The following is a 26,271-nucleotide window of genomic DNA, read 5'->3' as shown; positions in this document are numbered from 1 at the left end:
TTTTTTGCAACACCCTAGAGATCATGAATGAACAAGCTGGCGGAAAAAGTCCAACAGGCTTTGGTCAAGGCCATCGATAACGATGACCTGGTTCTGCCGACATTACCGGAAGTGGCCCTGGGGATTCGTCAGGCCGCCGAAGACCCGGAAATCAGCATCAGCCACTTGAGCAAAGTGATCGGTCGCGATACCGCGCTGTCCGCGCGCCTGATCAAAGTGGTCAACAGCCCGCTGCTGCGCGCCACGCAGGAAGTCACCGACCTGCACACCGCCATCACGCGGCTGGGCACCAATTACAGCAGCAACCTGGCGATTGGCCTGGTGATGGAGCAGATCTTTCACGCCCGCTCCGAAGTCGTCGAACAGAAAATGCGCGACGTCTGGCGCCGCAGCCTGGAAGTGGCGGGCGTGAGCTATGCCTTGTGCCGCAGCCACAGCCAGCTCAAGCCGGACCAAGCGGCCCTCGGTGGCCTGGTGCACCAGATCGGCGTACTGCCGATTCTCACCTACGCCGAAGACCACTACGAGCTGCTGGCAGACCCGGTCAGCCTCAATCATGTGATCGACAGCATCCACCCTAAGCTGGGCGACAAGTTACTCAGCGGCTGGGACTTTCCCGAGATGCTGGCGAAACTACCGGGGCAATACCTGAACTTCGAGCGCGACTCCGACCGTCTCGACTATATCGATCTGGTGCAAATTGCCGTGCTGTACTGCCATCGCGGCACCCATCACCCTCTGGCAAACGTGGTGGTTTCCGAGATCCCCGCGATGAAAAAGCTGCGCGTAGACCCCTATAGCGACAGCCTGCGCGCAGAGCTGGATGAAGCGCGTTCGATGTTCTACTGATCAACCGGCGATAAAACTCACCCGAACTTTCAACCCAGCGCGCTCGCCGTCATGCAGACTGATCTGCGCCAGATGCGCCCGGCATATTTCCCCGACAATCGCCAAGCCCAGGCCCGAGCCCATGCCCTGTTGACTACGCCGATAGAACCGCTCGAACACCCGATCCCGCTCATCCAGCGGGATGCCCGGGCCATCGTCTTCCACTTCCAGCACCGCCGGCGCCATCACCCGTAGGATCACGTTGCCACCAGGCGGCGTGTGCGCCAGGGCATTGTCCACCAGGTTACTCAGCAGTTCGTTCAACAGTGTCGGTTCGCCGCGCAGCCACACCGGCTCGTCGGCTTCCAGCGCCAGGGCCACGCCGCGCGCATGGGCCAGAGGCGCCATGGCCATGCCCAGTTCGCGGGCCAACTGACTCAGATCCAATAACTGCGCGCCGCCTTCGGCAATCGCCCGGGCGCCGTTCTCGATGCGCGCCAGGGACAGCAACTGATTGGCCAGATGGGTCAGGCGATCAGTGCCCTGAGCCGCGGTTTCCAAGGTGCTGCGCCAGGTCGCCGGGTCTTCGGCGCGCAACCCCAACTCCAGGCGGGCCTTGAGTGCTGCCAGTGGAGTGCGCAGTTCGTGGGACGCATCGGCGATAAACTGCGCCTGGCGTTGGAATTGCCCGCGCAGGCGCTCGGTGAAGTGATTGAGTGAGCTGACCAACGGGCCGAATTCATGTTGCACCTCCACCAATGGCAACGGCCGCAGATCGTCGGGCTGACGCTCCTCCACGGCTTTACGCAGACGATCCAGCGGGCGTAGCGCGGCGCTCACGGCAAACCACACCAGCAGCAACGCACCGACCGAGAGCATGCCCAGGCGCAGCAGGGTATCGGCCATCAGGCTACGGGCCATGCTGACCCTTGCTTCGTCGGTCTCGGCCACGCGGATTTCCGCCATACCGTTCATGTTCGGCTCGGAAACCGCTTTAAGCAGGCTGACCACCCGCACTTCCTGGCCCTGATACTTGGCGTTGTAGAAACGCGCCAGGGCCGGGTAATCATCGGTACGCGGAGTGCCGGGAGGTGGACCGGGCAGGTTCTCATAGCCGGAGATCAGCTTCTGATCGATGTCGTTGACCTGGTAGTAAATGCGCCCGGCGCTGTCGTAGGCGAAGGTGTCCAGGGCCACATAGGGCACATTGGCGCTGAGAGTGCCGTCCACCTGGGTCAGGCCGGCCGCGATGGTACGTGCCGACGCCAGCAGCGTACGGTCGTAGGCGGTATCGGCTGCTTCACGACCGTTCCAGTAGGCGCTCATGCCGCTGGCCAACATCAACAGCACCAGCAACAGCGCCAGGTTCCACAGCAGTCGCCAGCGCAGGCTGCTGGGCTTATGCATCGCGGGCTTCCAGCAAGTAGCCAAGGCCGCGGAACGTCACGATGGCGATCGGTTGCCCATCGAGTTTTTTGCGCAGGCGATGCACGTAGATTTCGATCGCATCGGGGCTGGCCTCCTCGTCCAGGCCAAACACATGGGAGGCCAGTTGCTCTTTGCTCATCACCCGGCCCGGACGCGCGATCAGCGCTTCAAGCACCGCCTGCTCCCGAGAGGTCAATGTCAGCAGTTCGCCACCCAACGTGAAGCGCCGGGTGTCCAAGTCGTACACCAGCACGCCGCAGGTTTGCTGGCGCTCGCCGCCCAGCACGCTGCGACGCAACAGAGCCTTGACCCGTGCTTCCAGTTCCGTCAGTTCGAAAGGCTTGGCCAGATAGTCGTCGGCGCCCAGGTTCAGGCCATGCACACGGTCTTTGACGTCACTTCGCGCGGTCAGCATCAGCACCGGCAGATTTTTCCCACGGGCTCGCAAACGTGCGAGCACCTCGAAACCATCCATGCGCGGCAGCCCCACATCGAGGATGGCCACCGCGTAGTCCTCGCTGCTCAAGGCCAGGTCGGCGGCAACGCCGTCGTGCAGCACGTCGACGGTCAAACCCGTGCTCTTGAGCGCCTGGGCCACACTGTCGGCGAGTTGCAAATGGTCTTCAACCAGAAGGACACGCATGGTTTTCTGCCTCATTCAGGAGTGGTCGATGCCACGCTTTGGCGGGGAGTTTACAGGCGCCCGGTGCCCTGTGAAGCCCGAAAACATTGAAAGGTGACTGAAAGGTTAGTGAAAGCTTCGCGCTTTAGCATCCAGCTCACGGTGAGCCTTGCCCACCCAGCTGCCTGATCCGCAGTGCCCGAAAAACGCCTCGATGCGTTTTCGTCACAATAAAAACAATATCGGAGTGCATCACCATGCTGTCGACACAGCCCCAGGCTCGTCCGTCTGTTCGTTTTTCCCGCCTGACCCAAACCACCCTTGCCAGCGCCGCCGCCCTTGCCGGCTTCACGCCGCTCAGCCAAGCCGCCTTCTTCGAAGACAGCAGCGCGACCCTGGAAACCCGCAACATGTACTTCAATCGCGACTTTCGCGACGGCACCAGTGCCCAGCAATCCAAGCGCGACGAGTGGGCCCAGGGCTTTATGCTCAACCTGCAGTCGGGTTACACCGATGGCACCGTGGGCTTTGGCGTGGATGCGTTGGGCATGCTCGGGATCAAGCTCGACTCCAGCCCCGACCGCACCGGCACCGGACTGCTGCCGACCCATGATGACGGCCGCGCCGCCGACGAATACTCCAAGTTGGGCCTGACCGGCAAAGTAAAAATCTCCGCCACCGAGTTGAAAATCGGTTCGCTGATGCCCGAGCTGCCGATCCTCAAACCCAACGACGGGCGCATTCTGCCGCAGACCTTCAATGGTGGGTTGCTGACGTCCAAGGAATTCAAGAATCTGGTATTCACCGGCGGCCGCCTGGATAAAGCCAAGGACCGCGACGATACCAACTACGAAGATATCGCCCTCAATAACAAGAACAGCCGCTTCCTCAGCGGGGCTACCGGTAAGCACTTCAACTTCGGCGGCGTGGACTACAAATTCGCCGACAAGATCACCGGCAGCTACCACTTCGCCCAACTCGATGATGTCTACCGTCAACACTTCCTTGGCCTGGTGGCCGCGCGCCCGATGGGCCCGGGCACCTTCGGCGCCGACCTGCGCCTGGCCATCAGCGACGACACCGGCAGCGCCCGTGGCGGCAAGATCGACAACACCTCCCTCAACGGTCTGTTCAGCTATGCCCTCAACGGCCACAAGCTCAGCGCCGGTTACCAGCACATGTCCGGCGACAGTGCCTTTCCGTATGTGGATGGCAGCGACCCGTACCTGGTCAACTTTGTACAGATCAACGATTTCGCCGGTGCCGAGGAACGTTCCTGGCAAGCGCGCTACGACTATGACTTCGCCAAGCTGGGCATCCCAGGCCTGAGTTTCATGAGCCGTTACCTGTCCGGTGACAACATCAAGCTCAGGAACGGCGACACCGGCAAAGAATGGGAGCGTAACAGCGAGATCAAGTATGTGGTGCAGACCGGCACGTTCAAGGACGTGGCCGTGCGCCTGCGTAACGCCACTTACCGCTCCAACTATTCAGCCCGCGATGCGGATGAAATGCGCCTGCTGGTCAGCTACAGCGTCGCGCTCTGGTAAGCAGTGCCTGGCAGTAGAACCTCATAACAAAAACGACGGAGACACCCATGACCCTTTCATTGCGTAAATTGGCCCTCACCGCCGGCTGCATGTTGTTCGCCGGTCAATTGCTGGCCGCTGACGAGCCCAAGCGCCCGGAATGCATCGCCCCGGCCTCCCCCGGCGGTGGTTTCGACCTGACCTGCAAACTGGCGCAAAGCGCACTGGTCAACGAAAAATTGCTGAGCAAACCGATGCGCGTGACCTACATGCCCGGCGGCGTAGGCGCGGTGGCCTACAACGCCGTGGTCGCCCAGCGTCCGGCGGATGCCGGTACGCTGGTGGCCTGGTCCAGCGGTTCGCTGCTGAACCTGGCGCAAGGCAAGTTCGGGCGTTTCGATGAAAGCGCCGTACGTTGGCTGGCCGCGGTCGGCACCAGTTACGGCGCCATCGCGGTAAAAAGCGATTCGCCCTACAAGACCCTCGATGATTTGGTCAAAGCCCTGAAGAAAGATCCGGGCAGCGTGGTGATCGGTTCCGGCGGCACCGTCGGTAGCCAGGACTGGATGCAAACCGCCCTGATCGCCAAAGCCGCCGGGATCAACCCGCGCGAGCTGCGCTATGTGGCCCTCGAAGGCGGCGGTGAAATCGCCACGGCCCTGCTTGGTGGTCATATTCAAGTGGGCAGTACCGACATCTCCGACTCCATGCCGCACATCCTCAGCGGCGACATGCGTCTGCTGGCGGTGTTCTCCGAGCAGCGCCTGAACGAGCCGGAAATGAAGGATATTCCGACCGCCAAAGAGCAAGGCTACGACATCGTGTGGCCAGTGGTGCGCGGCTTCTACCTCGGGCCAAAAGTCAGCGATGCCGAGTACGCCTGGTGGAAAGACGCATTCGACAAACTGCTGGCCTCCGAAGAGTTCGCCAAGCTGCGTGACCAGCGCGAGCTGTTCCCGTTTGCCATGACCGGCCCGGAGCTGGACACCTATGTGAAGAAACAGGTGGCTGACTACAAAGTGCTGGCCAAAGAGTTCGGCCTGATCCAGTAATCGCCCCCTCTGTCGCGCGGCCATGCCTGGCAAAACCCCAGGCATGGCCCAGGAGTTCAACATGCTCTTACAACGCATATTCGCGGCCGCGCTGCTGCTGGCCTGTGCCGGTCTGGCGCTGATGGCCTGGCCCTATCAGGCGTCGTTTTCCTACGAGCCGGTAGGGCCCCGCGCCTACCCGCTGCTGATCCTCGGGCTGATGAGCCTGGCGCTGATCTACATGCTGATTCGCCCGCAGGCCACCAAGCACACCGAAGAAGAACCGGCGCTGGATCGCGAAACCCTGATCAAGATCAGCCTCTGCGTGGTCCTGCTGATTGTGTTCGCCGCCACTTTCGAACCGCTGGGTTTCATCCTCAGCAGCATGCTGATCGGCATCCCGATGGCGCGCCTGTACGGCGGCCGCTGGATGCCCAGCGTGGTGATCGTCTCCCTGATGGCCATCGGTTTGTACCTGCTGTTCGATAAGGTCATGGATGTGCCGTTGCCCCTTGGCCTGCTCGACGTTCTGGAGAACTGATATGGATACTTTTGGCTACTTGGGCCAGGGCTTTGGCGTGGCGCTGTCCCCTTACAACCTGGTGACCGCGCTGTGCGGCACGTTGATCGGCACCGTGGTCGGCCTGCTGCCGGGCCTGGGCCCGATCAACGGTGTGGCGCTGTTGATCCCCATCGCGTTCGCCCTGGGCCTGCCGCCGGAATCGGCGCTGATCCTGCTGGCGGCGGTGTACCTGGGCTGCGAATACGGCGGCCGGATCAGTTCGATCCTGCTTAACATCCCGGGCGAAGCTTCCACCGTAATGACCACCCTGGACGGCTACCCGATGGCCCGCAAAGGCCTGGCCGGTGTGGCGCTGTCGTTGTCGGCATGGAGTTCGTTCATCGGTGCGTTCATCGCCACCTGCGGCATGGTGCTGTTTGCGCCGCTGCTGGCCAAGTGGGCGATTGCCTTCGGCCCGGCGGAATATTTCGTGCTGATGGTGTTCGCGATTGTCTGCCTGGGCGGCATGGCCGGTGACAAGCCGTTGAAGACCTTCGTTGCGGCGTTGATCGGCCTGTTCCTATCGGCGGTCGGCATCGATGCCAACAGCGGCGTGTACCGTTTTACCGGCGATAACATCCACCTCACCGACGGCATCCAATTCGTCGTATTGGTGTTGGGCCTGTTCTCCATCAGCGAGATCCTGTTGCTGCTGGAAAAAACCCACCGTGGCCAGGAAGCGGTCAAGGCCACCGGGCGCATGATGTTCAACATCAAGGAAGCGGCGTCGGTATTCGTGGTGAATATCCGTTGCGGCCTGCTGGGCTTCATCATGGGCGTGTTGCCGGGCGCCGGTGCAACGCTGGCATCGGCCGTGGCCTACATGACCGAGAAACGCATGGCTGGTGCCAGCGGCAAGTTCGGCCAGGGCGACATGCGCGGCCTCGCCGCCCCGGAAACCGCGATCGGCGCATCCGCCTGCGGCGCTCTGGTGCCGATGCTGACCCTGGGCGTACCCGGCTCGGGCACCACTGCGGTGATGATCGGCGCGCTGTCGCTGTACAACATCACCCCCGGCCCGCTGCTGTTCCAACAGCAACCGGACATTGTCTGGGGCCTGATCGCTTCGTTGTTTATCGCCAACATCATGCTGGTGATCCTCAACATCCCGATGATCCGGATCTTCACGCGCATCCTCGCCGTGCCGAACTGGGCGCTGGTGCCGGTGATCGCCATCATCACCGCGATCGGTGTGTACGCGGTGCATGCCACCACTTTCGACCTGTTCCTGATGGTCGGGATCGGCATCTTCGGGTACATCCTGCGCAAGCTGGACTTCCCGCTGTCGCCGGTGCTGCTGGGCTTTATCCTCGGCGGCCTGATGGAGCAGAACCTGCGCCGTGCGCTGTCGATCTCCAACGGTGCACTGGAGATTCTGTGGTCGAGCCCGATCACCTTTGGCGTCTGGGTACTGACCGCGATCATGTTGTTCGTGCCGCTACTGCGGATCTGGCGTAAGCGCGCCCAACAGCGGCGCGCTGTGGCCAATGTCTGAGGTCACCCTTAAACATTGGTGGGGAACACCGCTGGTCGGCCTGGCCGGCGGTTACCTGGCCAGCCTGATCGGCTGGCCATTGCCGTACATGGTCGGCTCGTTGCTGGCGATCATTCTGGTGCGTTGCCTCACGCCCTGGCAGTTGGCGGAGATTCCCGGCGGGCGTAAATGCGGCCAATGGGTGGTGGGGATCGGCATCGGCCTGCACTTCACCCCAGTGGTGATCGAGCAGGTGATGAGCCACTTCGGCCTGATCTTCTTCGGCGCGCTGGTCACCAGCCTGTCGAGCGTGGTGGGCGTGTGGCTGATGCGCCGCAGCGGTGAAGATCGCGCCACCGCGTTTTTCTCCAGCATGCCGGGCGGGTCCGGTGAGATGGTCAACCTCGGCGCACGCAACGGCGCGGTGCTCAGCCGTGTCGCGGCGGGGCAGAGCCTACGCGTGCTGGCAGTGGTGCTGTGCGTACCGGCGATCTTCAAGTATGTGCTGGGGGGCGGCGCGCCGCAGTTTCATCCGGCACCCGTGAGTTGGGCCTGGCTGGCGATGCTGTTTGCGCTGGGAGCCCTGGTGGCCTGGGGTTGGCAGCGCCTGCGTCAGCCAAACCCATGGTTGTTCGGCCCGTTATTGGTCAGCGCGACCGCCAGCGTTGTCTGGGATTTGCATATCGGCCTGCCCGACGGCGGTAGCCAGATCGGCCAATGGCTGATCGGCAGCGGACTGGGTTGCCATTTCAACCGTCAGTTCTTCCGCCGCGCGCCGTCGTTCATGGCTCGTACTTTAGTCGGCACCGCTCTAACCATGGCGCTGGCGACCCTGGCCGCCGTGGGCCTGAGCGCCCTCACCCACTTGGACCTGCGCTCGCTGACCCTGGGCATGATGCCGGGTGGCATCGCCGAGATGAGTCTTACGGCCGAAACCCTGCAACTGTCAGTGCCGCTAGTAACGGCGATGCAGGTGATGCGCTTGTTGTTTGTGCTGTTTCTGGCGGAGCCGTTGTTCAGGTATTGGAATCGTCAGCCAGAAACCCTCTAAACCTTCCCACCTTTTGAATAGGCTTGGCCTTAGAGTGGCGGCAATCGCCACTCAATCGGTGTTTCGCCGCTCTGCTCAAGAAACTTGTTAGCGCGGCTGAAATGCCCACAACCGATAAACCCGCGATACGCCGACAGCGGCGACGGATGCACCGATGTCAGCACCAGATGCTTGGTGGCATCGATCAGTTTCTGCTTGCTCTGGGCGTGGGCGCCCCACAGCAGAAACACCAAGTGCGGCTGGTGCTCGCTGACCACTTCGATAATCCGATCGGTAAAGAACTGCCAACCCTTGCCGGCATGGGCGTTGGCGTTGGCACGCTCCACCGTCATGGTGGTGTTGAGCATCAGCACGCCCTGCTCGGCCCAGCTCTGCAGGTAGCCGTGGTTGGGAATGTCGATGTTCAGGTCGCGCTTGAGTTCTTTATAGATATTGACCAGCGACGGCGGCGCCGGCACCCCCGGCTGCACCGAGAAGCACAGGCCGTGGGCCTGGCCGGGGCCGTGGTAAGGGTCTTGGCCGAGAATTACCACCTTCACTTTGTCCAGCGGCGTGGAGTTGAGGGCGTTGAAAATCAGCGGGCCAGGCGGGTAGATCTCTTTACCGGCGGCATGCTCCTGACGCAGAAATTCGCGCAGCTGGGCCATGTAGGGCTTGTCGAACTCATCGCGCAGGGCATGTTTCCAGCTGGGTTCGAGTTTGATGCGGTCGCCGTCGGTCATCGTTGAAGTGTCTTGTAAAAAAAGAATGAGGCGAACCCTAGGAAAGCCGCCCCCGCTTGTCAATTGATCTGACACACCACCGGCACTTTCCCACCAAAGGATCATACTGATCCTTCACTTTCTCGATTGAGGTCACGATGAATCTGCACTTCGAAGAACTCACCGGCAGCGGCGGTGCCCGTATCGGCATCGCCAGCCTGGACGCTGAAAAGTCGCTCAACGCCCTCTCCCTGCCGATGATCCTGGCCCTCGGCGACCGCCTGGAGGCCTGGGCCAAAGACCCGCAAATCGTCTGCGTGCTGCTGCGCGGCAACGGCGCCAAGGCGTTCTGCGCCGGTGGCGAGGTACGCAGCCTGGCCCAGGCGTGTCTTGAACACCCGGGCGAAGTACCCGCCCTGGGCGCGCAGTTTTTTGCCGCCGAATATCGCCTCGACTATCGCCTGCACACCTACCCCAAACCGCTGATCTGCTGGGGTCACGGTTATGTGCTGGGCGGCGGCATGGGCCTGCTGCAAAGCGCGACGGTGCGCATCGTCACGCCCAGCAGCCGGCTGGCCATGCCGGAAATCAGCATCGGCCTGTACCCCGACGTGGGGGCCAGTTGGTTCCTGTCGCGCCTGCCGGGCAAACTCGGTTTGTTTCTGGGCCTGACCGGAGCGCATATCAATGGGCGTGATGCGCTGGACCTGGGTTTGGCCGACCGTTTCCTACGGGACGACCAGCAAGATCAGTTGCTCCAGGGCCTATTGCAATTGAATTGGCAGGAACAGACCGCGATGCAGCTCAACAGCCTGCTCAAGGCCCTGGCCCAGGAGGCGCACGACCAGCAACCCGACGCACAATGGCTGCCGCGGCGCGCGCAGATCGACGCTTGGCTGGACGTGGGCGATGTGCGCTGTGCGTGGCGGGCCCTCAGTGCATTGCGCGAGCATGCCGACCCGCTGTTCCACCGCGCGGGCAAAACATTGAGTGAAGGTTGCCCGCTGACGGCGCACCTGGTGTGGGAGCAGATCCAGCGCGCGCGGCATTTGTCCCTGGCCCAGGTGTTCCAGATGGAATACACCCTCAGCCTCAATTGCTGCCGTCACCCGGAATTCGCCGAAGGCGTGCGTGCGCGGTTGATTGACAAGGACCAGACGCCTCATTGGCACTGGCCGGATATCAATGCGATCCCGGACGCCGTGGTGCAGGCGCACTTCAACAAGGCGTGGGAAGGTAGGCATCCTCTGGCAGACCTTTCCGATTTTTGACAGCTCAGCGCTTGGAGCGGTCGATGGTGAAGGAGCAGTTATCGGGCTGGCTGTCATCGCAGATATACACGTCCTGGCCGAAGGGATCCTTGGCCAGGCGCCAATGCAGACTGCTGGTCAGCGACACGCTGTCGACCTCCTCCGAGCCGCCATAACGCAGTGCAATTACTTGATCGCCGTTGGTTCGGTAGATGCACTTTTCAACGTAGCCGTTTTCCCGCGCCTGTCCCTGGGCAGGGATGAACAATGCGCCGACGAATCCGCTGACGAAATCCAGTTGTTTAACTTTCGGGCTTTGCCACAGGAGCTGCCCATCGCGCACCTGGAAACGCCCCTCTTTTAATTGAACGGAGGACGCGTACGGACACCCCTGCTTCGCGTTCGCGTGCATAACGCCGCAGGTCATCACCACAAGCAGGCAGATCGATCGCTTAATCACTGGACGCTCCATGCCTGACCGGCACTCTGATCCCTGTGAGTGAAATACATCTGGAGCGCGGAGGATACCTGTCAAATATGACAGTTCCGACAAACGGCAGGCGAAAAAAAGCGGCGCTATATGCGCCGCTCGATAGTGGGAAACTTACCAATGACCGCCGCGTCCGCCACCACGATCGCCACGGTCGCCTCGACGGTCATGCCCACCGCGATCCCCCCAGCCCTGATTGGGATAAGGCCGGTAGCCGGCGCGCGGCCCAGACGGGTAGTAACGCGGCGCCGAGTAATAGCGCGGTGCCGGCTGGTAGTAGCGCGGTGCAGAGTAATAACGCGGTACCGGTGTGTAGTAACGGGGCGCAGGGTAGTAATCACGCCGGTATTGATACACCGAGCCACCCCCGTAGTAGTACGTCGGCGCGGGTGAGGTATAGACCTCGGAACGGTAGTAGCTCTGGCCTCCCTCGTAATAGGGCACGCAAGCGGAAAGGGTCAGACCGAGTAAAGCGCTGAGCAGCATTCGTCGATACATGGCGGCCTCCTGGACCGCGAAAGAGCACCTTCAGCGACGCTGAAGGGCGGCATTCAGCTTTCACTGAATGACGAAATATCTGACATCAAAAACGGAATCTGGTGCGTTCCTGTAACAACTTGATACACCTAGGCCGCCTCTGTTAACTGCCTATGGACGCTGCCCTTCCGCAGCTCGAATCCAATGTTGAGCTTTAACGTTTCAGTTAATTTTTGGATGTTGAAACTCTTCGCTTTACCATGATGTCACTATGATGTCGCGCACAGCCAGGGAGGCTCTAGCGTGCATCCTTCGCTAACATCCTCGGATTCGAACCATGAAAATTTCAACCAAGCTGCTGCTTTCGTTTTTACTGTGTGCGCTGGTCACCCTCGGGGTTGGCTTGCTGGGTATCAAGGGCGTGGTCAGGCTCTCCACGGCATTGGAACTCACGTTTTCCAACAACCTTGTATCTGTGAGCACCACGGCCGCCACCCTCAATGGGATCGTCGCGCACAACCGAGGCTTGTACCGCCTGATGGACGCCAGCCAGGGCGATGTGTCCCAGCAAGACCGCGACCGCGTACGCCAAGACATCGCCAACGAACTCAAGCGCAGCCAGGATGCCTACGCCACCTACCGCGCAACGCCACTGGCAGATGACGAACGGGCAGCGGGTGACAAACTGGATAAAGTGCTGCCGAGCTATATCAGCAGTGCCGAACGCATTACAGCGATGCTCGACAGCGGCAAGATCGATCAGGCTCGGGCTGAACTCAACACCACCAACAACGAACTGTTCCGCCAGGCCCGCGAGTTGATCCGCGTGATCATCGAGTCCAACAACCGCCAGATCAAAGAAGGCGCCATCGCCGCCGACGAGCTGCGCAACAGCGCCTTGACGTGGATGATCAGCGGCATCGTACTGGCGTTCATCATCGCCATCACCGTGGGCGTGCTGATCACCCGTCTGATCACCCGCCCCATTGCACAAGCGGTGCAGAGCGCCCAACGCATTGCCAGCGGTGACCTGACCCGCGCCATCCTCACCGAACGTACCGACGAAGCCGGGCAACTGTTGATGGCACTGTCGGACATGCAGGGCGGCCTGAAAAGCACCCTGATGGAAATTGCCAATGCTTCGGATCAACTGGCCTCGGCCGCCGAAGAACTGAGTGCGGTCACTGATGAAAGCACCCGTGGCCTGACCCGTCAGAATGACGAGATCCAACAGGCCGCCACCGCCGTCAACCAGATGACCGCCGCGGTGGACGAAGTGGCCGGCAATGCCGTGTCCACCTCCGAAGCCTCGCGCCAGGCCACCGCCGAAGCCGAAGACGGCCGCCAGCAGGTGGAGCAGGCGGTATCCGGCATGTCGTCGATGGTGGTGGAGATCAACGACTCGACGCAATCGGTCGTTGACCTGGCCAACCAGGTGCGCGAGATCGGCAAGGTGATCGATGTGATCCGCAGCATCGCCGACCAGACCAACCTGCTGGCACTCAATGCTGCCATCGAGGCGGCGCGGGCCGGTGAGCAGGGTCGCGGTTTTGCGGTGGTTGCCGATGAGGTGCGGGCATTGGCCCATCGCACCCAGACCTCCACGGTCGACATCGAAAAAATGATCGGCGAAGTGCAGGTGGGCGCCGACGGCGCGGTGGCGGCAATGAACAAGAGCCTGACCTGGGCCAACAATACCCAGACCCTGGCGCAAAGTGCCGGTGAAGCGCTGCAACGCATTACCGCCAGCGTGGCCAAGATCAACGAACGCAACCTGGTCATCGCGTCCGCATCGGAAGAACAGGCCCAGGTGGCCCGTGAAGTGGATCGCAACCTGCTTAACATTCAGGACCTGTCCACTCAGACAGCCGCCGGTGCGCACCAGACCAACGCCTCCAGCCAGGACCTGTCGCGCCTGGCTACCTCGTTCAATGTGCTGGTCAGCAAGTTCCAGCTCTGAGTAGCCGAGGCAAGGTCGGCCCTGTATCGTGCAAGGCACGCCGGAATGGACCGGCTCCTTGCCCGATACCGCCCGAACCGACCGATGACCACGCCCACCCTCTGCCCCGCCTGCGGCGCTCGCAACGACTGCGCCCTGGCCGACCCTCGCCGCGTCGACCAAGCCTGCTGGTGCTACAGCGTCACCATCGATCCGGCGGTGCTGCAAGCCCTGCCGGACGCCCTGCGTAACCAAGCCTGCCTGTGCCCGCGCTGTGCCCAGGTCGACCAACAGTTGCGCGACGCCGAGCGATCCTGATGCGTGTCGATCGTTTCCTCAGCAACCTGCCGCGCTTCAATCGAAAACAGGTACGCCTGTTACTGGTGGAGCGGCGGATCCGGGTCGATGGCGTTGCCGTCAGCGATCCTCACCATGAAGTGCGCGAATTCAGCCGGGTATGCCTGGACGATGAGGTGCTGCAGGCGGGCAAACCGGCGCGTTATTTCATGCTCCACAAACCCAGGGGCTGTGTGAGCGCGACGTCGGATCCTGAACACCCGACCGTACTCGATTGGCTCGATGAGCCGGATAAGGGCGAGCTGCATATTGCCGGGCGGCTGGACTTCAACACCACGGGCTTGCTGGTGATCACCAATGACGGCCAATGGTCGCGCCGGCTGACCCAACCGCAGACCAAGTTGCCCAAGGTGTACCGGGTCGAGACGCAACAGGACATCGGCCCCGAGTACGCGCCTACGTTCGCCGCAGGCTTGTACTTTGCCTTCGAAGACCTCACCACCCAACCCGCCGAACTGACGCTGCTGGGGCCGAGGACCGCGCGGTTGAGCATCGTCGAGGGCCGCTACCACCAGATCAAACGCATGTTCGGGCATTTCGACAATAAAGTGATCGACCTGCATCGTGAGCGCATGGGCCCGCTGGTACTGGACGCGACCCTTGCGCCGGGCGAGTACCGGGCATTGACCGACGCAGAAATCAGACAGGTCTGACGACCATTCAGCCGGCGACTGCAAAAACCTATTTGCGTGCCTTGCGGCATTCGAAGTCTGCTGCTTGAATCAAACCGTCAGCCGCAATATGACTGACGAGTCGCCTATAACCTCCAAGACCCACCTTGCCCTGCCCGCGCTTGATCCACGGGCCCTCCAGGCAAACTGCCCGCCATAACAACAGCCGCCGGCCAGCCGTTATCGGACCGACATGGGCCTTACTTTTCCAGGCGTATGCCTACCTGTCACAAAGCTCGTGCAGAGTGTTCTGCGCGCCCTACCCGCTTGCCAGGAGTCTTACGACATGAGGCCAGAAATCGCTGTGTTGGATATACAGGGTCAGTATCGGGTTTACACGGAGTTCTATCGCGCGGATGCCGCTGCAAAGACCATCATTCTGGTCAACGGCTCGATGGCCACCACGGCATCCTTCGCCCAAACCGTGAAAAGCCTGCACCCGCAATTCAATGTGGTGTTATACGACCAACCCTACGCCGGCCGTTCCAAACTCCATAACCGCCATGAGCATATGCTCACAAAGGACGTCGAAGGCCAGATTCTGCTGGAGCTGATCGAGCACTTCGCCGCCGAACATGTGTTGTCGTTTTCCTGGGGCGGCGCCGCCACCCTGGTCGCCCTCTCCCAGCGCCCGCGCCGGGTGGAAAAAGCCGTGATCAGCTCATTCTCACCGGTGATCAATGCGCCCATGCGCGACTACCTGGAACGCGGCGTCGATTACCTGAGCAACCTCGACCGCGACCGCGTCGGCCACTTGGTCAATAGCACCATCGGCAAACACCTGCCCTCGCTGTTCAAACGGTTCAACCACAAGCATGTGAGCAGCCTGGCCGAGCATGAATACGGGCAGATGCATTTCCACATCAGCCAAGTGCTCGACAGCGACCGGTTGTGCTACCTCAAGGCGGCCAAGCAGATCGACATTCCGGTGCTGTTCGTCAACGGCGAATGGGACGAATACACCAGCGCCGACGATGCCAGGCTGTTCGGTCAATACGTGAAGAACAGCAGCTTCAGCAGCATCCAGGCCACCGGTCACTTTCTGGACATGGAACACAAAGCCGCGTGTCGGGACAGCCGTGACGCCGTGGTGGGTTTCTTGAAACCGGAGCAGCGCATCAACCGGCCGCGTTACGACCGAGGCCAAACGCAACATGCGTTCGCACTCTGAACCGCAGAAGCCTTGCCGGCTTACCATGGCGACCGCACGTGTTCGCCATGGTAAGCCGGCAAGAAGCCCGTTCGTCACCTCGACAGATGCACGCAACCTGCACATTTTCCAAAGAAAAACTTCAAATCCCAGCGCACATCTGGTACAAAGTCAGCCGCTCTGAGCGGGTGTCGTATAATGGCATTACTCCAGCTTCCCAAGCTGATAACGAGGGTTCGATTCCCTTCACCCGCTCCACTCAGATTCGCTCCCCGTCACGCCGTTGCTGACGGGGGTGCATAAGAAAACCGGCCCTTGGTGGCCGGTTTTTTTATGGGCGAAATTCAGTGATACCACCCGATCTTGCGACCTTTGCGCATCACGACGCAGCGCAAACCTGTACAAATCAATTATTTTGTACAAGTATCAATGGCGATAGGGGCACTTCGCCTCGCACGATCACGGAGCCCCGCCATGGTGCGTCTACTGGTTTCTCTATTGCTGGTCGCAAGTCTGTGCAGTTGCACGGGCGTGGGGGTGGATCACTATGCCGATCAGCAACCCAAGCTGGATCTGGAGCGTTTTTTCAGCAAGCCGGTCAAGGCCTGGGGCATTTTCGAGAAACGTTCCGGCGAAGTAGCCAAGCGCTTTGAAGTGCAGATCGACAGCCGGCGCGAGGGCAACCAGCTGATTCTCGATGAGCGCTTCGTGTACAGCGATGGCACCCGCCAGCGTCGCGTATGGACACTTACCCCGGACGGCCCCGGGCGCTGGCGTGGGCGCGCCGGCGATGTGGTCGGCGAGGCGATCGGTGAGGTGGCGGGCAACGCGTTGCGCTGGCGCTATCGGCTCAACTTGTCGGTGGACGGTTCGGTGTATGAAGTCAGCTTCGACGACTGGATGTACCTGATGGACGAAGACACCCTGATCAACCGCTCCAGCATGTCCAAGTTCGGGGTGGAATGGGGCCAGGTCACGCTGTTTTTCCGTCGCCAATAAACGGGTTTTTCAGCCTGCCTGACAGGCGTGGGGATGAATGATGAATATGCAAATGCTGGCGGATGTGGCTGCAAAAGGCGAAGTCCGCGAACTGGAATTGCTGTCGCTGGAGGGCGGTTTCTATGTGGCACGCATCAGGTTGGTTCACGGCGAAATGACGTTGTTGGGCGAGGACGGCCAGCCTTTGCGTATCCGCTCCACCACACACTTGCGCGACCTGCTGCAAGGCGTGGCACCCTTCCCCTGCGTGCTGGTGCAACAGTGCGCCCATGACGAAATGTGCGGGGTACGCGATGGGCCCATCGAAGCGTTGCGCGTGCCGTTTTCCCTGGAGGCGACCTTCTAGCAGCGGTCACTCACATTCGGAAAAATCTGGATGCGCTGAAAGATTCCGGTAAGGATGATGCGACCCATGCCCCCGGAAGCAAGATGACCGCCATGCCTGAATACCCACAAACCACGCCCAGGCCCATCCTGCATCAGGTGGTGGGCTGGGTGGTGGTGCTGCCCTTGCTGGTATCGTTCCTGAGGTTGCCGGTGCCATTTGGGCTGCTACTGGTGTTGGCCTCCCTTGCGGGGTCGATGTACGGCGTAGGATTTGCCAGACGCCACGCCAGCCGGCGCGTCAGCCTGTTTGCGCTGGTCGTCACTGTGCTTAATACCCTCTCGCTGTTTGCCGTAGGGCAACCGACGATAGTGAAGGTGCCGTTTCTGATCGCCTGGTGGTACGTAGCCCCCTATTACTCCAACTGGGTGTATTGGAATTTCTAGAGTGGCGCAAATTCGAGCGCAAGAAACGTAGTGCCTGCTTAGTCTGCTGGCGCTACTGTTGGGATGCGCCGTTAAACTGTCGCCCTCCCAGGAGTTCGCCTATGTCCTACGACTACATGTTCATGCCCTCCCCCGTCGGCCAGCTCACCCTGGTGGCCCGCCACGACAAGCTCAGTGCCATTTTGTGGGAAACCGAACGCGCCAATCGGGTTCGACTCGGCGAGTTACGCGCTGCTGACGACAACCCGGTGCTGTTGGAAACCGAGCGCCAGTTGACGGAATACTTCGCGGGCCAGCGCGATAGGTTCGAGCTGGAACTGGAGTTCACCGGCACCGACTTCCAGAAGCAGGTGTGGCGGGCGCTGTTGACCATCCCTTTCGGCGAAACCCGCAGCTACAGCCAGATCGCCCAGCAAATCGGCAACCCAAGCGCGGTACGCGCAGTGGGCGCGGCCAACGGCCGAAACCCCATTTCGATCATCGCCCCCTGCCATCGCGTCATCGGTGCGTCAGGCGGTTTGACCGGGTTTGCCGGCGGGCTGGAGGCCAAGCAGTATCTGTTGGCCCTTGAGGATCGCGGCCAGACAACAATGAGCTTCTGATCAAGCGGGCAAGATGGGCCCTCGGACAAAGGCCTGGCAGTTGTATAACGGTTTGAACCCCAGCTTTCGATAGACCGAAATGCCACTCGCTGTAGCCTCCAGAAAGCATCGTTGAGCCCCCAGACTCGCGGCGTGAAGCAGGGCCGCCTGAATCAATCGAGTGCCATACCCTTTTCCCCGAACATCCGCCAGGGTGGCCACATCGCTAAGCCGAGCCTCGCCTTCGCACATGGATAACGTCAACGAACAGCGGATCTGCCCTTCGGTGGACAAGCTGAAGTGATAAAGGGCTTGCTCCGTATCCAGAGCTTGCTGATGCCGCGCCTGATAATGCGCCGCCACCTCGGGCGCCAGCGAAAACGCATTGCCCACCGGAACGATCCATTCATTCAAATCCCGGGTCAGCCCCACTTGCTCTGCGCGCTCACTTGGCAACGATACAAAGTCCGACAGTCGCAAAACCATCGCGGTCGTCGTTTCAGCCGCATGAAAACCCAGGCTCGTAAGCACCTCGTAAAGAGCCGCAACCTTTTGCTCGTGAAGCACCGCACGGATTTCCAGCGAGGTATGGCGCATCAGGTCCAGGACGGCCTCCATTGCGTCATCCGGCGTGTGGCTACCGACACGGATAAACATGACGTTAAACGGGCTTGATTTTTGCGCGGTGAAATAGGCGCAGGTATCGGCACTGAAGCGCCGATGCAGCAGGCATAACAGCGCAAAAAAATAATCTTCGGTGCGGCGATAGAGTGTGTGCAGGTCACAAGGGGCATCGAGGTGCATGGGACATATCCGGTGGAAAAGCCCAGTCTTGAGTGCCTGGCAGCGGGGAACCGTAGGCCCACTCCGAAAACGTGTCGGACAAGTATTCCGCTGCATTCAATCGCAAAATTGTAAAAATAAATTTTAGAGCGCAGCTGCGGTCTGAATTTCATCATCTGTATTTTTTAAGGAAACCGGTCATGAAATTCTCTGCAGTCTCCCAATCTCTGTCTCGCTGGGCGGGCAGCGCGCGCACGTTCTACGCGGCGGTCGCGTTGATCGGCCTATGGAGCCTGAGCGGGCCGTATTTTCATTACAACGACACCTGGCAACTGATCATCAACACATCGACCACCATCATCACGTTCCTGATGGTGTTCCTGATTCAGAACACGCAAAACCGCGATAACGACATCCTGCACATCAAGATCGACGAACTGCTGCGGGTGACCAAGGATGCACAGAATGCCGTACTGAGCCTGGACGGCCTTGACCGCAAAGAGCTGGAAAAACTGCGCCAGGAATACCGCAGCATCGGCAAAACGGCCTCGATGAATCTCAACAGCAGCTGCGGGCACGCCGCAGATGATGCGGCGCCGAGTAAAACCGACCTGAATCAGGCGTAAAAAAACGGCGGCCGGATGTGATCCAGCCGCCGTTTTTCGGTTCAGGCTTATATTTCAACCATCGCCTTGATGACCTTTGCCATAGGTCGAGGCCAGCGCGCGGGCCTTTTGCAGACGCTCTTCCAAGCGTGGCAACGTTTCATCCACCAGCGCTTTTATTTCCGGTACATCCGAGGCGGCACCTTCTTGCTTGAACAGCGCGATGGCCTCTTCGTTCTCCTTGACCTGCTGGGCCGTGTAGGCGGCATCGAAAGAGTCGCCGTCCTTGAGTTCGGGCATCAAGGTCTCGGCTTTATCCACGATCTGTTCACGCGGGGCCACAGGCAGATCGAGCTTCTTGGCAATCGCCGCCAGGTGCTGATTGGCCAGGGTGCGCTCGTTGATGACTTCGATGGTGTAGTCCTTGATTTCCTGGGACGAGGTTTTGGCGTGGGCCATGCGACTGGTTTCGATATCGGCCATGCCCTTGGCCGACGCCTTCTCGATGAATTCGGCAGGCGACTGGGCGAAAGCACTGCTGGCGCCGAGGCCCAGCAGCATCGCGAAACTGGCGGTGCGTAACCGGATAGCCATGCGGCTCATGATGGGTTCCTCCAGAGCAAAAATTAGGGCGGGGCACAGGCCCTGCCCTGAATTCGAATTTTCACAGGAGTAAAGGTTTAGAAAAAACTTACCAGTGCGACGAACGGTCATCGGCTCGTCAGGCCGTTTTGCTGCCAAACAAGCCGGGCAAGGCATGGGCCAGTGCATTAATGGCAAAGCCGATAAACATCACGCCACAGAGACGGGTGATAAGGATTTCATGGCGTTGGTACAGGGTGCGCACCCCGTGAGCGCCGACCACGCCGACCAGAATCCCATAAGCCAGCAACCCGCCGATAAAACTCAACACGATCAACCACGGCAGCATCGACCAGGTCAGCAGCTCGGCACGGCTGGACAACAACGCAGTAAAGGTGGCCACCGCCACCGGGTAGGCCTTGGGGTTGGTCAAGCCGAACAGAATGCCGTGCCAGAACGGATGCCGCGCCGCGCCCTCGGGAGCATCGCTGCTGCGACGCTGGGTGCGAATCGCGCGCCAGCCCAGCCAGAACAGATACGCACCGCTGAGCACGCCCAGCACATCGAAGGCGCTGCTGCCCACCTCCCGCGCACCGACGATGGCAATCAACGCAGTGCTGCACCACACCACGTCACCCAGCAAATGCCCGCACAAAAACCCCGCCCCGGCCCGCCGACCACGGGCGGCACCGATGCCGAACACGGCCAGTACACCGGGGCCAGGGGTAATCCCGTAGATAAAACCCGAAGCAAGCACAGCGAGCAGCAAGGAAGGGGTCATGGCGCGACTCTGATCAGTGAAGGGTGCAAGGATTTTGCACGTTCCGGCCTTACGGGTAAAACGTCATGCCGGTATAAGGCCGCGTGCGACAGGCTCGCAGGCGCGACGCCAGATCGCCGACGTGGACTTCGAGCTTATGGCCGTCAGGGTCGAGAAAATAGAACGAGGCGCCCTCGCTGCGGTTATCGCGCCATTCCTGCACACCGGCGGTACGCAGACGTTCAACCAGCGTGGTGAACCCCTGAGGCTCAGCCGAGAACGCGTAATGCGTGTAGTCCGCAGCCGGCTCCGACCCGCATGAGCTGTCGAGGGACAGGCACAACCACAACCCCGGCAATGATAAATACGCGCCATTATCCCACGTGGCGTCAAGCTCAAGCCCCAGCACATCATGGTAGAAATTGACGCTGCGCGGCACGTCGGTGACGGCCAGAGTCAGGTGGTTGAAGCCAGAAAGCATGATATTTCCTCGGCGCAATAGCTTGAGCAAGATCCAACAGTGCGAGCGCAGATTATGAAACGAGCGGATCTCGACCCACCACCGCTTGTATACGCCCAATCAGCCATTGCAGCCCCGTATCCCCACCCCGCCGCGCATGCCAGGCCAGTTCGAAGGCAAACGATGGAATAGCGAACGGCGGTGGCAGAGTGAGCAATTGCCGATGATCAACGTTCTGCACGCCACGGGCGGACACCGTCAGGATCAGGTCCGTGCCCAGGATCAACTGGGGCGCCACGCCCCAGTGCGGCAGGCTGATCGCCACATGTCGGCGCTGGCGGATCGCCCTCAGCGCCCGCTCGATTTCCGGGGTGCCGCTGCCGCGCATTTCCAGCAGCACGTGGGGGCGTGCCAGGTAAGTGGGCAGGTCGAGCGTGGCGTTATCCGACAGGCTGTCGCGATCGATCAGGCAGGTGTAGTGCTCATCGAACAGCGCCGTGGTGCGCAGTTCGCCAGGGATGTCGGGGAACACACCGGCAGCCAGGTCGAGGTCGCCGTTGAGTATGCCGTCGACCATGCCTTCGCGGCTGGTTTGCACGATTTGCAGGTCGATACCGGGCGCTTCGCGGCGCAAAGTACGCACCAGGCTCGGTAGGAAAATCGCCGCGCTGTAGTCCGACATCGCCACGCGAAACCGGCGCTTGGCCGATGCTGGGTCAAATTGATTCGGTGCCAGCAGCGCCTGCACCTGTGCCAAGGCTTCGGCCAGCGGCGTAGCCAGCTCAAGGGCCCGGGCCGTGGGCACCAGTGTGCCGCCTTGGCGCACCAGCAACGGGTCATCCAGTACATCGCGCAAACGCGCCAGCGCATGGCTGACCGCCGGCTGGCTCAGGTGCAGGCGCTCGGCGGCGCGGGTGACGTGCTGCTCAGTGAGCAACGCGTCGAGGATCACCAGCAGATTGAGGTCGATGCGACGCAGATCATTCATCAGCTGCATGCTCATCATAAGAACTTGGAATTTAAATTTGCGTGACGAATAGCCTAGAGTCCAGCGAAACCATTCAGGAGATTCGAGATGACCCCTTTGCATTGGCTTGGGCTGATAGTGCTGGCCGTGATCGCCGGCGCGGTGGTGCCATTTCAGAGCGCGATCAACGCCAACCTCGGGCGCGGCCTCGGCCACCCGCTGTGGGCCACGCTGGCCTCGCTGCTGGTGAGCATTGGGGTGCTGCTGCCGGTGATATTGGCGCTGCGCCTACCGTTGCCCAGCCTGGCCTTTATCACCCAGGCGCCCCTGTGGATGTGGGCCGGTGGTGCCTTTGGCGTGTGTTTTATTTCCCTGGCGCTGATGCTGCTGCCCAAATTGGGCGCGTCGGGGTTTGTCGCGCTGGCGTTGGCCGGGCAGATGCTGGCCTCGCTGATGCTCGACCACTTCGGCCTGTTCGGTCTGGCAGAGCGTCAGCTGACAACGCCCCGGGTGGTCGGGGCGTTGTTGCTGATGGGGGGTGTGGCGTTGATTCAGTTCGGCGGCGCGCCAGCCAAAGCGCTGGCGTCCGCGTGAACCCGCGTCAGCGCTTGTCGGACGTGCGCATTTTCTGCGGCAGGCCCCACATCAGCAACGCAGCGGCGATCAACGCACACACGCCGATCACATACAGCGCCGGCGTGGTGCTGCCGGTGATGTCCTTGATGCGTCCCACCATCACCGGGCTGACGATCCCACCCAGTTGCCCCAGCGTGTTGATCAGCGCAATCCCGCCCGCCGCGCCCGCCCCGGCACCGGCCAACAATTTGGGCGGTAAGGTCCAGAACGTCGGGATCGAGGCAATGATGCCGGCGCCCAAAAGGCCCAACGCAATAATCAGAAACACCTGCTGATCATCGAAGATGCCCGCGCAGAAAAACCCGACCGCGCCCATGACCACCAAGCCGCTAACGAACTTGCGCCGCTCGCCGGTGGCATCCGACCAACGCCCCACCACCACCATGGTGATAGCCCCGCAGATATACGGAATGGCGGTCAGCAGACCGATCACCACAGCGCTTTCGATACCCGCGCTGCGGATCAATTGCGGCGCCCAGAAGTTGAGGCCGTAGGACGCCACCTGGATCAGGAAGTAGATCAGTCCCAACATCAGGAACCCGGGAATCCGCAAGGCTTGCAGCAGCGAGCCTTTCTTGTGCACTTCGTGCACCGCGATGCGGCTGGCCAGCAGGGTTTTCTCTTCGGCGCTGAGCCAGGGCGCATCCTCAATGCGGTCCTTGAATTGGGTGAGTACCATCCACGCCAGCCCCACGCACGGCAGACCGCCGAGCAGGAACAGCCAGTGCCAGCCGCGCATTTGCAGCACGCCGTCCATATGCTCCAGCACCAGGCCGGAGAACGGCGCGCCTACCAGCCCGGAAAACGCCGAGGCGAGAAACAGCATCGAGGTGATACGCCCACGGAAGTCCTGGGGAAACCACAAGGTCAGGTAATACAGCACGCCAGGGGCAAACCCGGCCTCCATCGCCCCGATCAGAAAGCGCAGGGCGTAGAACTGCCACTCGGCCGTGACGAACACCATGGCCGCCGTGGCCAGGCCCCAGGACACCATGATCCGCGCGATCCAGCGGCGCGCGCCGACCCGGTACAGCATCATGTTGCTCGGCACCTCGAAGATCACGTAGCCGATCACGAACAGCCCCGCGCCCAGACCGTAGGCGGTGTTACTCAGGCCCAGGTCGGCCTGCAGCTGGAACTTGGCGAAGCTGATATTGATGCGATCGAAAAAGGCGAACAGGTAGCACACCATGATCAGCGGCATCAGGCGCCACGCAACCTTGTGAACCACCGCTTTGACCGGATCGACATCACCGACCGGGCGCGCGCCGGTCTCTACTGTATTGGTGCTCATTGTTTTCTCCCAGCGGATCGCTCTACGGCGTCCGATTGTTTTTGTTGTCTGGTGTTGCGTTACAACGCGGCGGTGTACGCCGGTGGTGGATGCAGGTCGCAATTACGCCCAGCCTTGACCACCTGGCCGGGCAATTCGTGACCCAGCAGCGCCGGCAAGCGCCGGGACAACTGCAACAGGTGCGGCAGGTCGATACCGGTGTGAATGCCCACTTCATCACACAGGTTGACCAAATCTTCAGTGCAGATATTGCCCGACGCCCCCGGCGCAAACGGGCAGCCGCCCAAGCCGCCGAGCGCCGCATCGAAGCGACGCGCGCCAGCGTCATAGGCCGCCAGCACATTGCACAGGCCCAGGCCGCGGGTGTTATGAAAATGCAGGGTCAGATCCCGCGCAGAAACCCGCTGCAACACGCGTTTGACCAGGCGCGTCACCTGACGCGGGTTGGCCATGCCGGTGGTGTCGGCCAGGCTGATGCCCTGGATACCCAGCGCCTGGTACGCCTCGACAATCTGCAGCACCCGGTCTTCGTCGATCTTGCCTTCGAACGGGCATCCAAAGGTGGTGGCGATGCTGCCGTTTAGACGTACCGGATGCTCGGCGGCGAACCGCGCGACATCGGCGAACGCTGCCAAGGACGCTTCGCAGCGCATGCGCATATTGGCCAGGTTGTGGGTTTGGCTGGCGGACATCACCAGGTTCAATTCATCGGCGCGGGATTCGATAGCACGCTGAGCCCCCTTGAGGTTGGGGATCAGCGCCACGTAGATCACCCCCGGCCGACGTTCGATGCCCTGGAACACCTGCTCGCCGTCGCGCAGCGCCGGGATGGCCTTGGGCGACACGAACGAGCCGGCTTCGATGCGGGAAAAACCGGCGAGGGACAACTGATCGATCAAGGCAATCTTATCGGCGGTCTCGACCCAAGTCGGCTCGATCTGCAGGCCATCGCGCGGCGACACCTCCTGCACGATCAACGGGTCGTCATAACGCTGGATCATTGCACCACCCCCGAAGCTCTCAAGCGTTGGATATCAGGACCACCCAAGCCCAGGTTGCCGAGGATTTCGTCGGTGTGCTGACCCAGCGCGGGCCCCTGCCAATTCACGCCGCCGGGGGTTTGCGAGAGCTTGGGCACGATGCCTGGCATCTTCACCGACACACCGCCGGGCAACTGGGCATCGAGCAGCATGTCGCGGGCCTGGTAGTGCGGGTCACTGACGATATCCGCCACTGAATAAATGCGACCGGCCGGCACTTCGGCAGCCTCCAGGGCGCTGAGCACGCGGTCGATGGGCTGGCTGCTGGTCCAGTGGGTGATGGCCGCGTCCAGCACGGCGCTTTGGGCGGCGCGGCCGTCGTTGTGAGCAAGTTCGGGCGCGTCGGCCAGGTCGGCGCGGCCGATGGCGTGCATCAGACGCCTGTAGATCGGGTCGCTGTTGCCGGCGATCACCACGTAGGCACCGTCGGCGGTCGGGTAGGTATTAGATGGCGCGATGCCAGGCAACGCACCGCCGCTGCGCTCGCGCACATGGCCGAGCATGTCGTATTCCGGCACCAGGCTTTCCATCACGTTGAACACGCTTTCAGCCAGGGACACATCGACGATCTGCCCCTCGCCCTGGCCGGTCTTGACCCGCAGCAACGACATCAACGCGCCAATCACTCCATGCAACGAGGCCAGGGAATCGCCGAGGCTTACCCCGACCCGCGCCGGAGGCGATTCCGGGTTGCCGGTGGTGTAGCGAATGCCGCCCATGGCCTCGCCGATGGCACCAAAGCCCGGACGATCACGGTACGGCCCGGTCTGGCCGTAGCCGGAGATGCGCACCAGGGTCAGCTTAGGGTTCAGCGCGTGCAGCACCTCCCAGCCCAGGCCGAGTTTTTCCAGGCCGCCGGGGCGCAGGTTTTCGATCAGGACGTCGGCATCGCCGAGCAGTTGCATGATCAGGTCCAGGCCTTCACTGGACTTGAGGTCCAGGGCCAGAGACTTCTTGTTGCGCGATTGCAGGTACCACCACAGCGAAGTGCCCTCGTGCAGCTTTCGCCATTTGCGAAGCGGATCGCCCTGCCCCATGGATTCGATCTTGATCACATCGGCGCCAAATTCTGCCATCAGCCGTGCGGCAAACGGCGCTGCGATCAGCGTGCCGATCTCGATCACCTTGATTCCGCTTAGTGGAGCCGTCATCGGGAGTCCCTCTTATTCTTGGAATAGTGACCAAGGCTAGAGGACCGCTGCGGGAGAAATCCAACCGTCAGTTGGCAAGGAG

At 61.3% G+C, this 26,271-nt stretch carries 30 protein-coding genes and 1 tRNA gene; 18 read left to right on the top strand and 13 right to left on the bottom strand.

The genetic code is table 11. From position 1 onward, the window contains the following. Nucleotides 1-27 precede the first annotated feature (27 nt). Entirely contained in the window at nt 28-849 is an 822-nt protein-coding gene (locus tag QRN41_RS19585) for an HDOD domain-containing protein (protein WP_034137348.1), read from the top strand. On the opposite strand, the gene tctE is transcribed toward QRN41_RS19585, so the two are convergent. Continuing rightward, entirely contained in the window at nt 850-2,235 is a 1,386-nt protein-coding gene (tctE, locus tag QRN41_RS19580) for a two-component system sensor histidine kinase TctE (RefSeq protein ID WP_285422024.1), read from the bottom strand. Continuing rightward, a complete protein-coding gene (gene tctD, locus QRN41_RS19575; RefSeq protein ID WP_034096386.1) occupies nt 2,228-2,899 on the bottom strand; it encodes a two-component system response regulator TctD in 672 nt (223 codons plus the stop codon). The genes tctE and tctD overlap by 8 nt, the downstream gene beginning before the upstream one ends. Before the next feature lie 236 nt (nt 2,900-3,135). On the opposite strand from tctD, the gene QRN41_RS19570 reads away from it, so the two are divergent. The 5 genes from QRN41_RS19570 (at nt 3,136) to QRN41_RS19550 (ending at nt 8,525) form a co-directional block, all read left to right on the top strand. After that, a complete protein-coding gene (locus tag QRN41_RS19570) occupies nt 3,136-4,428 on the top strand; it encodes an OprD family porin (protein WP_285422023.1) in 1,293 nt (430 codons plus the stop codon). Between the two features lie 47 nt (nt 4,429-4,475). Then, the gene (locus QRN41_RS19565) at nt 4,476-5,459 is read left to right on the top strand and encodes a Bug family tripartite tricarboxylate transporter substrate binding protein (protein WP_034096385.1); all 984 of its coding nucleotides are present in this window, start codon (nt 4,476-4,478) and stop codon (nt 5,457-5,459) included. A gap of 61 nt (nt 5,460-5,520) precedes the next feature. Further along, the gene (locus tag QRN41_RS19560; protein ID WP_034096384.1) at nt 5,521-5,979 is read left to right on the top strand and encodes a tripartite tricarboxylate transporter TctB family protein; all 459 of its coding nucleotides are present in this window, start codon (nt 5,521-5,523) and stop codon (nt 5,977-5,979) included. A gap of 1 nt (nt 5,980) precedes the next feature. Next, the gene (locus tag QRN41_RS19555) at nt 5,981-7,495 is read left to right on the top strand and encodes a tripartite tricarboxylate transporter permease (RefSeq protein ID WP_040267581.1); all 1,515 of its coding nucleotides are present in this window, start codon (nt 5,981-5,983) and stop codon (nt 7,493-7,495) included. Further along, nucleotides 7,488-8,525 carry an AbrB family transcriptional regulator gene (locus QRN41_RS19550; protein WP_123480479.1) on the top strand — a complete coding sequence of 346 codons (1,038 nt, stop codon included), beginning with the start codon at nt 7,488-7,490 and terminating at the stop codon, nt 8,523-8,525. The genes QRN41_RS19555 and QRN41_RS19550 overlap by 8 nt, the downstream gene beginning before the upstream one ends. Nucleotides 8,526-8,554: 29 nt before the next feature. On the opposite strand, the gene ung is transcribed toward QRN41_RS19550, so the two are convergent. Continuing rightward, nucleotides 8,555-9,247: a uracil-DNA glycosylase gene (gene ung, locus QRN41_RS19545; RefSeq protein WP_094064671.1), complete on the bottom strand. Its 693-nt coding sequence runs from the start codon at nt 9,245-9,247 to the stop codon at nt 8,555-8,557. 137 nt (nt 9,248-9,384) lie between these two features. On the opposite strand from ung, the gene dspII reads away from it, so the two are divergent. Further along, a complete protein-coding gene (gene dspII / locus QRN41_RS19540) occupies nt 9,385-10,497 on the top strand; it encodes an enoyl-CoA hydratase/isomerase DspII (protein WP_034137342.1) in 1,113 nt (370 codons plus the stop codon). Between the two features lie 4 nt (nt 10,498-10,501). Here the strand turns inward: dspII and QRN41_RS19535 are convergent, their stop codons facing one another. Next, on the bottom strand, nt 10,502-10,936 hold the full coding sequence (locus QRN41_RS19535; protein ID WP_034137341.1) for a DUF3757 domain-containing protein: 435 nt from the start codon (nt 10,934-10,936) through the stop codon (nt 10,502-10,504). 144 nt (nt 10,937-11,080) lie between these two features. Beyond that, a complete protein-coding gene (locus QRN41_RS19530) occupies nt 11,081-11,464 on the bottom strand; it encodes a hypothetical protein (protein ID WP_285422022.1) in 384 nt (127 codons plus the stop codon). Nucleotides 11,465-11,780: 316 nt separating this feature from the next. On the opposite strand from QRN41_RS19530, the gene QRN41_RS19525 reads away from it, so the two are divergent. From QRN41_RS19525 to QRN41_RS19485, 9 genes are all read left to right on the top strand, one after another. Beyond that, nucleotides 11,781-13,403, top strand: coding sequence for a methyl-accepting chemotaxis protein (locus QRN41_RS19525; protein WP_034137339.1), 1,623 nt, complete (start codon nt 11,781-11,783; stop codon nt 13,401-13,403). 84 nt (nt 13,404-13,487) lie between these two features. Continuing rightward, complete coding sequence (locus tag QRN41_RS19520) at nt 13,488-13,700, top strand: cysteine-rich CWC family protein (RefSeq protein WP_034096371.1); 213 nt, start codon at nt 13,488-13,490, stop codon at nt 13,698-13,700. Next, complete coding sequence (locus tag QRN41_RS19515) at nt 13,700-14,392, top strand: pseudouridine synthase (protein ID WP_285422021.1); 693 nt, start codon at nt 13,700-13,702, stop codon at nt 14,390-14,392. Before QRN41_RS19520 ends, QRN41_RS19515 begins: the two co-directional genes overlap by 1 nt. 304 nt (nt 14,393-14,696) lie before the next feature. Further along, nucleotides 14,697-15,581: an alpha/beta fold hydrolase gene (locus QRN41_RS19510; protein WP_034137337.1), complete on the top strand. Its 885-nt coding sequence runs from the start codon at nt 14,697-14,699 to the stop codon at nt 15,579-15,581. 163 nt (nt 15,582-15,744) lie between these two features. Next, nucleotides 15,745-15,818 (top strand) — tRNA-Gly (locus QRN41_RS19505). Nucleotides 15,819-16,034: 216 nt separating this feature from the next. Continuing rightward, on the top strand, nt 16,035-16,559 hold the full coding sequence (locus tag QRN41_RS19500) for a DUF3833 domain-containing protein (RefSeq protein WP_285422020.1): 525 nt from the start codon (nt 16,035-16,037) through the stop codon (nt 16,557-16,559). A 40-nt stretch (nt 16,560-16,599) separates the two neighbouring features. After that, nucleotides 16,600-16,905, top strand: coding sequence for a DUF6482 family protein (locus QRN41_RS19495; protein WP_167416576.1), 306 nt, complete (start codon nt 16,600-16,602; stop codon nt 16,903-16,905). Nucleotides 16,906-16,988: 83 nt separating this feature from the next. Then, nucleotides 16,989-17,330, top strand: coding sequence for a hypothetical protein (locus QRN41_RS19490; protein WP_342356310.1), 342 nt, complete (start codon nt 16,989-16,991; stop codon nt 17,328-17,330). A 101-nt stretch (nt 17,331-17,431) separates the two neighbouring features. Further along, on the top strand, nt 17,432-17,932 hold the full coding sequence (locus tag QRN41_RS19485; RefSeq protein WP_285422019.1) for a methylated-DNA--[protein]-cysteine S-methyltransferase: 501 nt from the start codon (nt 17,432-17,434) through the stop codon (nt 17,930-17,932). On the opposite strand, the gene QRN41_RS19480 is transcribed toward QRN41_RS19485, so the two are convergent. Further along, a complete protein-coding gene (locus QRN41_RS19480; RefSeq protein WP_285422018.1) occupies nt 17,933-18,715 on the bottom strand; it encodes a GNAT family N-acetyltransferase in 783 nt (260 codons plus the stop codon). A gap of 179 nt (nt 18,716-18,894) precedes the next feature. Between QRN41_RS19480 and QRN41_RS19475 the strand changes: the two genes are divergently transcribed. Next, complete coding sequence (locus QRN41_RS19475; protein ID WP_034096366.1) at nt 18,895-19,320, top strand: low affinity iron permease family protein; 426 nt, start codon at nt 18,895-18,897, stop codon at nt 19,318-19,320. Between the two features lie 54 nt (nt 19,321-19,374). Here QRN41_RS19475 and QRN41_RS19470 read toward each other — a convergent pair whose 3' ends face one another. From QRN41_RS19470 to QRN41_RS19455, 4 genes are all read right to left on the bottom strand, one after another. Continuing rightward, complete coding sequence (locus tag QRN41_RS19470) at nt 19,375-19,902, bottom strand: DUF4142 domain-containing protein (protein ID WP_034137333.1); 528 nt, start codon at nt 19,900-19,902, stop codon at nt 19,375-19,377. Nucleotides 19,903-20,020: 118 nt separating this feature from the next. Continuing rightward, the gene (locus QRN41_RS19465) at nt 20,021-20,662 is read right to left on the bottom strand and encodes a LysE family translocator (RefSeq protein ID WP_285422017.1); all 642 of its coding nucleotides are present in this window, start codon (nt 20,660-20,662) and stop codon (nt 20,021-20,023) included. 49 nt (nt 20,663-20,711) lie between these two features. Continuing rightward, entirely contained in the window at nt 20,712-21,122 is a 411-nt protein-coding gene (gene fos, locus QRN41_RS19460) for a fosfomycin resistance glutathione transferase (protein WP_285422016.1), read from the bottom strand. 52 nt (nt 21,123-21,174) lie between these two features. Further along, nucleotides 21,175-22,098 (bottom strand): LysR substrate-binding domain-containing protein, encoded by a 924-nt coding sequence (locus tag QRN41_RS19455; RefSeq protein WP_502941904.1) that lies wholly within the window; start codon nt 22,096-22,098, stop codon nt 21,175-21,177. 78 nt (nt 22,099-22,176) lie between these two features. Here QRN41_RS19455 and QRN41_RS19450 point away from each other — a divergent pair, with 78 nt between their 5' ends. Further along, nucleotides 22,177-22,662 carry a DMT family transporter gene (locus QRN41_RS19450; protein WP_034137329.1) on the top strand — a complete coding sequence of 162 codons (486 nt, stop codon included), beginning with the start codon at nt 22,177-22,179 and terminating at the stop codon, nt 22,660-22,662. A 7-nt stretch (nt 22,663-22,669) separates the two neighbouring features. On the opposite strand, the gene QRN41_RS19445 is transcribed toward QRN41_RS19450, so the two are convergent. Genes QRN41_RS19445 through QRN41_RS19435 form a run of 3 tightly spaced genes read right to left on the bottom strand, consistent with a single transcriptional unit; the run spans nt 22,670 to nt 26,189 of the window. Further along, on the bottom strand, nt 22,670-23,998 hold the full coding sequence (locus QRN41_RS19445) for an MFS transporter (RefSeq protein ID WP_034137328.1): 1,329 nt from the start codon (nt 23,996-23,998) through the stop codon (nt 22,670-22,672). 59 nt (nt 23,999-24,057) lie between these two features. Further along, on the bottom strand, nt 24,058-24,999 hold the full coding sequence (locus QRN41_RS19440; protein ID WP_034112370.1) for a hydroxymethylglutaryl-CoA lyase: 942 nt from the start codon (nt 24,997-24,999) through the stop codon (nt 24,058-24,060). Continuing rightward, nucleotides 24,996-26,189: a CaiB/BaiF CoA transferase family protein gene (locus QRN41_RS19435; protein ID WP_094064684.1), complete on the bottom strand. Its 1,194-nt coding sequence runs from the start codon at nt 26,187-26,189 to the stop codon at nt 24,996-24,998. Before QRN41_RS19435 ends, QRN41_RS19440 begins: the two co-directional genes overlap by 4 nt. Nucleotides 26,190-26,271: the final 82 nt, after the last annotated feature.

The organism is Pseudomonas sp. efr-133-TYG-23 (assembly GCF_030209215.1).
Lineage (GTDB): Bacteria > Pseudomonadota > Gammaproteobacteria > Pseudomonadales > Pseudomonadaceae > Aquipseudomonas > Aquipseudomonas rhodesiae.
The sequence above is the reverse complement of the archived record's forward strand: the minus strand, read 5'-3'. Positions and strand labels throughout refer to the sequence as shown.

What these genes read in the sequence shown, in the direction of transcription:
- QRN41_RS19465 (WP_285422017.1), bottom strand. Translation starts at nt 20,662, where the DNA reads ATGACCCCTTCCTTGCTGCTCGCTGTGCTTGCTTCGGGTTTTATCTAC.
- QRN41_RS19495 (WP_167416576.1), top strand. Translation starts at nt 16,600, where the DNA reads ATGAATATGCAAATGCTGGCGGATGTGGCTGCAAAAGGCGAAGTCCGC.
- QRN41_RS19570 (WP_285422023.1), top strand. Translation starts at nt 3,136, where the DNA reads ATGCTGTCGACACAGCCCCAGGCTCGTCCGTCTGTTCGTTTTTCCCGC.
- QRN41_RS19515 (WP_285422021.1), top strand. Translation starts at nt 13,700, where the DNA reads ATGCGTGTCGATCGTTTCCTCAGCAACCTGCCGCGCTTCAATCGAAAA.
- QRN41_RS19585 (WP_034137348.1), top strand. Translation starts at nt 28, where the DNA reads ATGAACAAGCTGGCGGAAAAAGTCCAACAGGCTTTGGTCAAGGCCATC.
- QRN41_RS19510 (WP_034137337.1), top strand. Translation starts at nt 14,697, where the DNA reads ATGAGGCCAGAAATCGCTGTGTTGGATATACAGGGTCAGTATCGGGTT.
- tctD (WP_034096386.1), bottom strand. Translation starts at nt 2,899, where the DNA reads ATGCGTGTCCTTCTGGTTGAAGACCATTTGCAACTCGCCGACAGTGTG.
- QRN41_RS19550 (WP_123480479.1), top strand. Translation starts at nt 7,488, where the DNA reads ATGTCTGAGGTCACCCTTAAACATTGGTGGGGAACACCGCTGGTCGGC.
- QRN41_RS19445 (WP_034137328.1), bottom strand. Translation starts at nt 23,998, where the DNA reads ATGAGCACCAATACAGTAGAGACCGGCGCGCGCCCGGTCGGTGATGTC.
- QRN41_RS19475 (WP_034096366.1), top strand. Translation starts at nt 18,895, where the DNA reads ATGAAATTCTCTGCAGTCTCCCAATCTCTGTCTCGCTGGGCGGGCAGC.
- QRN41_RS19470 (WP_034137333.1), bottom strand. Translation starts at nt 19,902, where the DNA reads ATGAGCCGCATGGCTATCCGGTTACGCACCGCCAGTTTCGCGATGCTG.
- QRN41_RS19560 (WP_034096384.1), top strand. Translation starts at nt 5,521, where the DNA reads ATGCTCTTACAACGCATATTCGCGGCCGCGCTGCTGCTGGCCTGTGCC.
- dspII (WP_034137342.1), top strand. Translation starts at nt 9,385, where the DNA reads ATGAATCTGCACTTCGAAGAACTCACCGGCAGCGGCGGTGCCCGTATC.
- fos (WP_285422016.1), bottom strand. Translation starts at nt 21,122, where the DNA reads ATGCTTTCTGGCTTCAACCACCTGACTCTGGCCGTCACCGACGTGCCG.
- QRN41_RS19435 (WP_094064684.1), bottom strand. Translation starts at nt 26,189, where the DNA reads ATGACGGCTCCACTAAGCGGAATCAAGGTGATCGAGATCGGCACGCTG.
- QRN41_RS19565 (WP_034096385.1), top strand. Translation starts at nt 4,476, where the DNA reads ATGACCCTTTCATTGCGTAAATTGGCCCTCACCGCCGGCTGCATGTTG.
- QRN41_RS19440 (WP_034112370.1), bottom strand. Translation starts at nt 24,999, where the DNA reads ATGATCCAGCGTTATGACGACCCGTTGATCGTGCAGGAGGTGTCGCCG.
- QRN41_RS19480 (WP_285422018.1), bottom strand. Translation starts at nt 18,715, where the DNA reads ATGCACCTCGATGCCCCTTGTGACCTGCACACACTCTATCGCCGCACC.
- ung (WP_094064671.1), bottom strand. Translation starts at nt 9,247, where the DNA reads ATGACCGACGGCGACCGCATCAAACTCGAACCCAGCTGGAAACATGCC.
- QRN41_RS19525 (WP_034137339.1), top strand. Translation starts at nt 11,781, where the DNA reads ATGAAAATTTCAACCAAGCTGCTGCTTTCGTTTTTACTGTGTGCGCTG.
- QRN41_RS19555 (WP_040267581.1), top strand. Translation starts at nt 5,981, where the DNA reads ATGGATACTTTTGGCTACTTGGGCCAGGGCTTTGGCGTGGCGCTGTCC.
- QRN41_RS19500 (WP_285422020.1), top strand. Translation starts at nt 16,035, where the DNA reads ATGGTGCGTCTACTGGTTTCTCTATTGCTGGTCGCAAGTCTGTGCAGT.
- QRN41_RS19455 (WP_502941904.1), bottom strand. Translation starts at nt 22,098, where the DNA reads ATGCAGCTGATGAATGATCTGCGTCGCATCGACCTCAATCTGCTGGTG.
- QRN41_RS19485 (WP_285422019.1), top strand. Translation starts at nt 17,432, where the DNA reads ATGTCCTACGACTACATGTTCATGCCCTCCCCCGTCGGCCAGCTCACC.
- QRN41_RS19520 (WP_034096371.1), top strand. Translation starts at nt 13,488, where the DNA reads ATGACCACGCCCACCCTCTGCCCCGCCTGCGGCGCTCGCAACGACTGC.
- QRN41_RS19490 (WP_342356310.1), top strand. Translation starts at nt 16,989, where the DNA reads ATGACCGCCATGCCTGAATACCCACAAACCACGCCCAGGCCCATCCTG.
- QRN41_RS19530 (WP_285422022.1), bottom strand. Translation starts at nt 11,464, where the DNA reads ATGTATCGACGAATGCTGCTCAGCGCTTTACTCGGTCTGACCCTTTCC.
- QRN41_RS19450 (WP_034137329.1), top strand. Translation starts at nt 22,177, where the DNA reads ATGACCCCTTTGCATTGGCTTGGGCTGATAGTGCTGGCCGTGATCGCC.
- tctE (WP_285422024.1), bottom strand. Translation starts at nt 2,235, where the DNA reads ATGCATAAGCCCAGCAGCCTGCGCTGGCGACTGCTGTGGAACCTGGCG.